Source organism: Nevskia soli (assembly GCF_903970205.1).
In the GTDB taxonomy this organism is placed as follows: domain Bacteria; phylum Acidobacteriota; class Terriglobia; order Bryobacterales; family Bryobacteraceae; genus Bog-113.
Map to the genome: position 1 here is coordinate 1 of NZ_CAJCHS010000432.1, position 7,379 is coordinate 7,379.

The following is a 7,379-nucleotide window of genomic DNA, read 5'->3' on the forward strand; positions in this document are numbered from 1 at the left end:
GAGGCATGCCAAGAGCCCTAGTCGTCGGCGGCGGCCTCGCCGGCCTCGCGTCCGCCGCGGCGCTGGGCAGCAGCGGCTGGGAGGTCGATGTCGTCGAATCGCGTCCCTTCCTCGGCGGCCGCGCCACGTCCTGGGAGATGCCGGATGGCGAGCTGATCGACAACTGCCAGCACGTGCTCTTACGCTGCTGCGTCAACCTGCTCGATTTCTACCAGCGCCTCGGCGTTCGCAACGAGATCACGTTCTACAAGGAATTCATCTTCCTCGAACCGGGTGGCCGCAAATCGATCATGAAGCGCGGCATCTTCCCCGCCCCCGCGCACTTCACCGAATCGTTTCTGGCGTTGAAGTGCCTGAACCTGGCGGACAAGATCGCAATCGGCCGCGCCATGCTGGCCATGCCGCGCGAGCGCAATCGCCCCGATCTCGACCGCATCACCATGCTCGACTGGCTGCGTGAGAAGCGCCAGACCGCGCAAGCCATCGCGCGCTACTGGAACCAGGTTCTGGTCAGCGCGATCAACGAAGACGTCGACCGTATGGCCGCCGCGCACGGCTTCCAGGTGTTCCTACTCGGCATGCTCTCCCGCGCCGATTCGTACGAACTCGGAATCCCCAACGTACCGCTGCGTGAACTCTACCGGCCCGATGCGTGGAAACAGATCGGCGCAGTCACGCTCGAAGGCCGCAAACCGGCGGAGCGCTTCGAGATCGAAGACGGCAAAGTCACCGGAGTGATCTGCGCAGGCGAACGCAGGCAAGCCGACGCCTATATCTCAGCGCTCCCGTTCGAACGGCTCAACCAGGTGTTCGCGCCGCCGCCCGTAGACACCAGCGCCTTCACGCATTCACCGATCACCGGCATCCATCTCTGGTTCGACCGCCCGGTGACTGACCTCGAACACGCCACGTTACTCGACCGCACCATCCAGTGGATGTTCAATAAGTCCGCAGGTAAGTATGTCATGGTCGTCGTTAGCGCGTCGCGTTCGCTCGTCGAGAAGAACCGCCAGGAGATTATCGATCTCGCCGTCCGCGAACTACGGGAGTTCTTCCCTGCGGCGCGCGAGGCCCAACTCGTGAACGCTCATGTCATCAAGGAAGTGCGCGCGACCTTCTCCGCCGCTCCCGGCCTCGAAAGCAAACGCCCGCCCGCGCGCACCGCGATCCCGAACCTGTTCCTCGCCGGCGATTGGACCCGCAGCGGATGGCCCGCCACCATGGAAGGCGCCGTTCGCAGCGGATATCTCGCCGCTGAAGCCGCAACGGAAGCCGCGGGCGCCCGCCGGACATTCGTGCTCCCGGATGTCGCATAATGCAGCATATGCGTTACTTGTTATTGCTTCTGGGGCTCGCCGGCATTCAAGCGTGGGCCGGGCCGCCGATGTCGAAGGTCACGGTTCACGTAGTCTCGGCCGAGACAGGCAAGCCGATCGATCGCGCCAACGTTGTAATTAAGTTAGAGTCCAGCCGTTCGCCTCTGCGCCTCTATCGCAAGATGGTCACTAACTGGGAAACAAGCACGAACCAGGAAGGCAACGTGACTCTACCCGAAGTTCCGCAAGGAAAAATCCGCGTGCAGGTGATCGCGAAGAACTATCAGACGTTCGGGGATATCCTGCCCGTAGATCAGGACGTGCAGACCTTGGAAATCAAGTTGAAGCCGCCACAGCCGCAGTACACAGTCAAGTAGTCCCTTATGCGAGTTATCCTATTCTTAATCCCGGCGGCGTTAATGGCCCAATCGACGCCGCAGCCTACTACGGAGCTACCTTACTCTCCAAGCCTCGACTTATCTTCGATGGATACGTCGGTGCAAGCCTGCGATGACTTCTACCACTACACCTGCGGCGGTTGGATCAAGAAGAACCCCATCCCACCGGACCAATCAGCCTGGGAAGTTTATTCCAAGCTCGAATACGACAACCAGCAGTTACTCTGGGGCCTGCTGCAACAAGCGTCCCAGCCGAACCCGTCGCGCACCGTGGCCGAGCAGAAGATCGGCGACTTCTTCCACGCCTGCATGGACGAAGCGGCTATCGAAAAGGCCGGCCTGCAGCCATTGCAACCCGTCTTAGATCGCATTGCCGGCATCAAGAACTTCCATGATCTGGATCAGTTCGCGACCGAAGAGCACCTCGATGGCATCGGCGGCCGCTGGCTGTTCGGTTTCGACTCCGATCAGGATCTGGAGAACTCCGAAGATGTGATCGCCTTCGCCGGACGCGGGCGCCTGGGCCTGCCGGACCGCGATTACTACTTTCGCACCGACAAGAAGTCCGTCGATAATCGCGCCAAGTACATCGAGCATTTGCGCACTGAATTCGGGTTACTGGGCGAGTCTCCGGCGGACGCGAAACTGCACGCCGATCAGGTGATGGCCATCGAAACGGAGCTGGCCAAATCGATGCTCACCCGCGTCGAGATGCGCAACCCGCATAACCTGCTCCACAAGATGACGCCGGGTCAACTGAACGCGCTGGCGCCTACTCTCGAGTTCGATCACTTCCTCCCTGCCCTCGGTCTGACGAACATCAAGGTTGTCAACGTAACCGAGCCGGCGTTCTACACGGCTCTTGAGAAGCAGCTTCACGCGCACACGATCGACGAGTGGCGTACCTTCCTGCGCTGGAACGCGATCCGCGACGCCTCGCCGTACCTTTCGTCGCAGTTCGCCAACGCAAGCTTCGACTTCTACTCGAAGTACCTGCGCGGTGTACCGCAGATGAAGCCGCGCTGGCTGCGCTGCACCGAGTGGACGGATCGCAACTTAGGCGAAGCGCTAGGCCAGGTGTTCGTTGCCAAGACGTTCACGCCCGAAACCAAAGCACGGACTGTGGCGATGACTAAGGAGATCGAAGAAGCCATGGAGCGGGATCTAAGTACGTTGCCGTGGATGACCGACGCAACTCGTAAGCAGGCGCTCCTGAAGCTACACACAATCGTGAATAAGATCGGCTACCCGGATAAGTGGCGCGACTATAGTTCCGTCGACATCAAACGGGATGATTTCTTCGGCGACATAGACCGCGCCGACCGCTTCGAATACAGGCGCCAGATAGCCAAGATCGGCAAGCCGCTCGACCGTACGGAATGGGGCATGACGCCGCCGACGGTCAACGCTTACTACAACCCGCAAATGAACGACATCAATTTCCCGGCGGGCGTGCTGCAGCCTCCCTTGTTCGATCCGAAGCTGGATGACGCGCCTAACTACGGCAACACCGGAGCGACCATCGGCCACGAGCTAACGCACGGTTTCGATGACGAAGGGCGGCAGTTCGACGCCAAAGGTAACCTGAAAGACTGGTGGACGCCGGAAGACTCCAAAGAGTTCGAATCGCGGGTTAAGTGCGTCGAAGATCAATACGCGCAGTACACGGTCGTCGACGACATCAAGATCAACAGTAAGTTGACCCTAGGAGAAGACGTCGCGGACCTCGGCGGCACACTACTCGCCTACATGGCCTGGAAGCACGCGACCGCTGGCATGGACTTGAAGCCCGTAGACGGCTTCACCCCCGACCAGCGCTTCTTCATCGGCATGGCGCAATGGGCCTGCGGCGACACGCGCCCGGACACCAAGCGCGAGCACGCCCTTACCGACCCGCACTCTCCGGCCGAGTTCCGCATCAACGGCGTCGTCTCAAACATGCCCGAATTCGCAACTGCCTTCGGATGTAAAGTACCTCAAAAGATGGTATCGATGAAACCTTGCCGGGTCTGGTAAGTTCATGACCAAGCGGCTCTGGCTTCTCGCGATACTTCTAATCTGTCCTTCAGTTCGCGCCAACGATCCCGAAAAGATCACGCAGGAAGAACTGGTCCGCCGCTCGCAACAGATGTATGATGCCTTGGTTCCGGGCGATCAGGAGCCATGGAAGCTCTATATAGCGGACGACGCTATGAGCACCGACGAGAAAGGCCGCACCATGGACAAGGCGGCATTAGTGGCCGACGTGCAGCGGATGCCCACGGGATACAGTGGCGTGATTCACATCGTGAACGCTAAGTCACGATTTGCCCCAGGCGTGGCGATCGTGAGCTATGACGCCGAGGAGAAGGAAACCGTCTTCGGGCAGGTGTTACACGCGCGGTATCACATGACGGATACCTGGCTGTATCGCAACCAGCTCTGGCAGATCGTGGCGACCCAGGCACTTCGTTACTATGAAGATCCGGCCGCCGGGCAAGTACCTGAAGCTAAACTGAACGACTATACCGGCCGATACGAGTTAGCTCCCGGAGAGGTGATCAAGGTGACCCGCAACGGCAGCCAACTTACGGTTCAGCGCGGGTCCGGAAAGCCGTATGCGCTATTACCCGAATCGCCCGACCTGTTTTTCCGTCCGGGCGCCGAAGGGCGAAAGTTGTTCCACCGCGATGCCTCGGGCCTCGTCGACCGGCTCATCGACCGGCGCAATAACGAGGACTTAGTCTGGAAGCGTATTGAGTAGACTAGTTCGTAGTAGAGTGAGAGTTGACGCCGTACCTCATCGGGCGCCGGGCGTTTCTGGCTCTCACGGCAACGTCACTGCTGGGCGCCGAGACCGCATCCCCGGGCGGTAAAGGCTCGTCGTTCATCTACGCCCCGCAGCATTTTCTCGATCGGGCTACCGAGCTCGATCTCTACCGGTTAACGGATCCGAAATACAGGTCCGTGATGCCGGCGCCGCATTTGCATTTCGTTTCCCGGCGCGGGCGGTTTCTGATCGTCTGTTGCGAGCGTTCGGGATCGATGCAGGCGTGGCGCGTGGACTGGCATAACGGCGAGTCGCGCCAGCTTACGTCGGCCGCGGCTCTCGACCCTTCGTCAGTCGCGCTTACATCCGATGACCGCGCGGTTTTCTTCTGCGACGGCCCGGCAATCAAGCAGATGGCGCTTCCGTCTTTGCGCGAGCGCGAGGTGGCCCGGATCGAAAGCGGATGGGAACGAGTGCCGGGCTTTACAGTAAGCCTCGATGGATCGCAGGTAGTCTGGGTCGAGCGCTCGGCTACCCGATTCCGGTTACGCTCGATACGAACCCCTCGCGGCGAGGTGGAATCCGTCATCGAGAGCGCTGGCGAAATCACCGACCCGCAACTGCGGCCGCGCTCGACACAGTTGTTCTTTCGAGAAGGCGGCGTGCCCCGCCTTCTCGGAGCCGGCGATCTGCCGTTCGACCGTTCAGCGGATATCGGCCAGGTGCTCTGGTCACCTGCCGGGGCAAGCTTACTTTACTTATCGGTCCCGGCGGATCGCGCGAAACTAACTACGATCCGCGAGTATACGTTAGAAGACAAGAAGGACCGCCTGATCTCGAAGACTAGTCAGTTCGCGTCGTTTGGAGTCAATGGGGATGCGTCCGTGTTCGTCGGCGCCAGCCGTAGTCTGGCGTCACCGTACTTACTACTGCTCGTGCGTAGCGTGCGGCGGGAACTAACCCTATGCGAGCATCGATCCTCCGACGCCCGCTTAGTGAACCCGGTGTTTTCACCCGACAGCCAGAACGTATTCTTCGTTAGTGACCGTAACGGCAAGCCGGCTGTATACCGGTCCCATGTCGAACGGTTCGTTGAAGAGACAGATCTGGAGGCCTAGCAGCCGGTGCCAGTAATCAAAAAGCACCGCTTACTCACGTGCGCGGCTCAGTAGAACCAGTACGTTACAGAGCCGCGACGGTGACGGAGCGGTTACTACCAAGGCTGCTAGCGCGCTACCGTGTCTTTTGGCGTCGCCAGATATCCAACAACCTGATCTTTACGGACTTCGTTCACGACAATCTCATACGGTTGCCGGGCTTTGGCCACATAGAACTGTACGGGTTCATCCGCCGTCTTGTCTTTCTTCTCGATGGTCTTGTCATCGGCCATCACGGTTAGGGTGAACTTGTTCTTCTTCGGATCGGTTTTGCGTAAGAGAACCTGAATGTCGCCTACCTTTTGCGGCTGCTTGGTTTTCTTGATATTGAACTCGAAGTAGTTCCGTTCACCGAGCCGCTTGAGGGCTTCCAACTCGGTGCCGTTCTTGGCGACCAGGCCGCTCGTCACACCGAGATCTCCTTGAACGTGACTAAGTGTCGCGATCGTTTTCTGCAGGTCGGATTGCGTGGTGGAAACCTGCTGCTTGACGTTCCCTACATCCGTGTTCACTTCTGTAAACTTTTGGTCGGTCGCCTGTTTGACGCTTGAAAGGTCCCCGTTGATCTTTTCGGCGGTTTGCGCCTGCTCCGCCTCCAGCTCCTGTTTGGTCAAGGCAACGCTTTTGAGCGCGTCCGTTCGGGCGGAAGTAGCGGCGCGAGCCACGTCGCGGGTGCGGCGGTCCAAGTCTTGCGAGAGGGCCTGATAGTGCTGCCGCTGAGTGGCCGCGATGGTGGTCGTGTTGTCTTTAAGTTCTTGAATTTGCGCGGTTAAAGCGTCCTGCGATTTCGCTGACGCGGCTTTCATGTCATACACTTGCACGAACAGATAGATGTTCGACGCCAGCAGGGCCAGCAGCGCGCCGCCGACCAACGCCGGCTTCCAGTTTGAATTCGTCGAGACAGTCGTCACGGTTTCGCTCACGATTTACACTCCTGTAACAGTTTGCAAGCCATTTAGTATAGATGGCCGGGAAGAGCCGAATGGTTTCACCCGAGCTCAAATTGCGTGCCACGGACGGCCGGAATCGCCTCGATGCGGTAACGATCCTGGATAGCTCGAGCGAGCGCGGCGGACGAACCCACTTCGCCATGCACCAGGAACACCTTCTTCAAAGCCGGCGCCATGGGCTTCATCCAGGTCAACAATTCTTCACGGTCGCCATGGCCGGAAAGCGCGTCGAGGTTCTCGATCTCCGCGCGAACCTCCACCGGATCGCCGAAGATACGGACGTGTTTCCGACCATCCTGAATCTTACGCCCGAGGGTATTTTCGGCCTGATACCCGGTAATGAGGACCGTGTTCTTCGGATCACCAATGTTGTGGAGCAAGTGATGCAGCACACGGCCGGCTTCGCACATTCCGGAGGGCGAAATCACAATGAACGGACCTTGCAGGGCGTTCAGCTTTTTCGAGTCTTGGCTCTCCCGAACGTACTGCAGCAGCTTGAAGCCGAACGGGTCTTCATCGCGGCTTAGGAACGCGGCGGTCTCCTGGTCATAACACTCGGGATGAGCTTCAAAGACGCGAGTGACATCGACCGCGAGCGGGCTATCCACATACATGGGTACGGATGGGATCTGCTGCTCGTCGATAAGTTGGTGCAGCATGAGGACTAACTGCTGCACGCGACCCACCGCGAACGCGGGAACGATGACGCGGCCGCCACGCTCTACGGTCCTCTTGACGATGTCGCGCAACTTATTCTTGACTTCACTCTCCTGCTGGTGGAGACGGTCCCCGTAAGTCGATTCCATGAT

7 protein-coding genes are annotated in these 7,379 nt (G+C 59.3%); 5 read left to right on the forward strand and 2 right to left on the reverse strand.

Annotated elements, in window-relative coordinates; all coding sequences use genetic code 11:
• The 5 genes from hpnE to H1Y01_RS18540 form a co-directional block, all read left to right on the forward strand.
• A partial coding sequence (gene hpnE, locus H1Y01_RS18520; protein WP_219341683.1) for a hydroxysqualene dehydroxylase HpnE occupies positions 1-1,316 on the forward strand: 1,316 nt, incomplete at its 5' end.
• An 8-nt stretch (positions 1,317-1,324) separates the two neighbouring features.
• Complete coding sequence (locus tag H1Y01_RS18525) at positions 1,325-1,693, forward strand: carboxypeptidase-like regulatory domain-containing protein (RefSeq protein WP_180542200.1); 369 nt, start codon at positions 1,325-1,327, stop codon at positions 1,691-1,693.
• A 6-nt stretch (positions 1,694-1,699) separates the two neighbouring features.
• Positions 1,700-3,730 carry a M13 family metallopeptidase gene (locus H1Y01_RS18530; protein ID WP_180542202.1) on the forward strand — a complete coding sequence of 677 codons (2,031 nt, stop codon included), beginning with the start codon at positions 1,700-1,702 and terminating at the stop codon, positions 3,728-3,730.
• Between the two features lie 4 nt (positions 3,731-3,734).
• Positions 3,735-4,457, forward strand: a complete 723-nt coding sequence (locus H1Y01_RS18535; protein WP_180542204.1) for a DUF4440 domain-containing protein — start codon at positions 3,735-3,737, stop codon at positions 4,455-4,457.
• Between the two features lie 23 nt (positions 4,458-4,480).
• A complete protein-coding gene (locus H1Y01_RS18540; RefSeq protein ID WP_180542206.1) occupies positions 4,481-5,581 on the forward strand; it encodes a PD40 domain-containing protein in 1,101 nt (366 codons plus the stop codon).
• Between the two features lie 107 nt (positions 5,582-5,688).
• Here H1Y01_RS18540 and H1Y01_RS18545 read toward each other — a convergent pair whose 3' ends face one another.
• Positions 5,689-6,543, reverse strand: a complete 855-nt coding sequence (locus H1Y01_RS18545; protein ID WP_180542208.1) for a hypothetical protein — start codon at positions 6,541-6,543, stop codon at positions 5,689-5,691.
• 65 nt (positions 6,544-6,608) lie between these two features.
• Positions 6,609-7,379, reverse strand: a 771-nt coding sequence (locus H1Y01_RS18550; RefSeq protein ID WP_301331924.1) for an MBL fold metallo-hydrolase RNA specificity domain-containing protein, incomplete at its 5' end; no start/stop codon positions are given.

What these genes read in the sequence shown, in the direction of transcription:
- H1Y01_RS18535 (WP_180542204.1), top strand. Translation starts at nt 3,735, where the DNA reads ATGACCAAGCGGCTCTGGCTTCTCGCGATACTTCTAATCTGTCCTTCA.
- H1Y01_RS18530 (WP_180542202.1), top strand. Translation starts at nt 1,700, where the DNA reads ATGCGAGTTATCCTATTCTTAATCCCGGCGGCGTTAATGGCCCAATCG.
- H1Y01_RS18525 (WP_180542200.1), top strand. Translation starts at nt 1,325, where the DNA reads ATGCGTTACTTGTTATTGCTTCTGGGGCTCGCCGGCATTCAAGCGTGG.